Origin of the sequence: Agaribacter marinus (assembly GCF_030160655.1) — a bacterium.
Classification (GTDB): Bacteria; Pseudomonadota; Gammaproteobacteria; order Enterobacterales; family Alteromonadaceae; genus Glaciecola; species Glaciecola marina.
In genome coordinates this window covers 1-613 of sequence record NZ_BSOT01000024.1, presented here as the reverse complement: position 1 = coordinate 613, position 613 = coordinate 1, and the positions used below count along the sequence as shown (strand labels likewise).

At 45.7% G+C, this 613-nt stretch carries 1 protein-coding gene; it reads right to left on the bottom strand.

What is annotated here, in order from left to right; genetic code table 11:
• Window positions 1–108 precede the first annotated feature (108 nt).
• Window positions 109–613, bottom strand: a 505-nt coding sequence (locus QQK00_RS20420; RefSeq protein WP_284219556.1) for a transposase, incomplete at its 5' end; no start/stop codon positions are given.

Genomic DNA, 613 nt, shown 5'->3' with positions numbered 1-613 from the left:
GTCTATGCTCGTGGTTCAACAATGAATAAACACTATTGCCATCCTAACGCCCTCGGTGATTGTGCCACAGCCGATGCTTGACCCAATGCATTAACTCAAACTCTTCTCTCATGCAGGAACCCTTGATAAGCGTAATTTAGGGTTAACCTGGGGTAATATTACCTCTCGTGATATAGCCCAGATATAAGCAATCATTTCACGGGCGATAGCGGTTACCACCACATTGTAATGCTTACCTTTGTGCATAAGTCTTTGATATCTGCGACACAACCTAAGTTGAGCTTGCCAAGCAATATCAATAATCGGTTTGGGCAAGCCTTCTTGTCGCTTTTGTAAGTCTGTGGATATATTTGCGCTAAAACGATAGCTATGTGCACCTTCAATGAGTAATCGTCTGGCTCGGCCATTGCCGCATTTGGTGATAGCGCCTAATCTTCGTTTACCGCCACTGGAGTGTTCGCTCGACACTAAACCCACATAGCTCATGAGTTTTCTGGGATGGTCAAAACGATTTAAATCCCCCAGTTCAGCGACCACGCCTGTTGCCACTAATAGCCTGACGCCACGCATGGCTTGTACTGCTTTAATCACAGGATAATAACGCCAGCTTGCT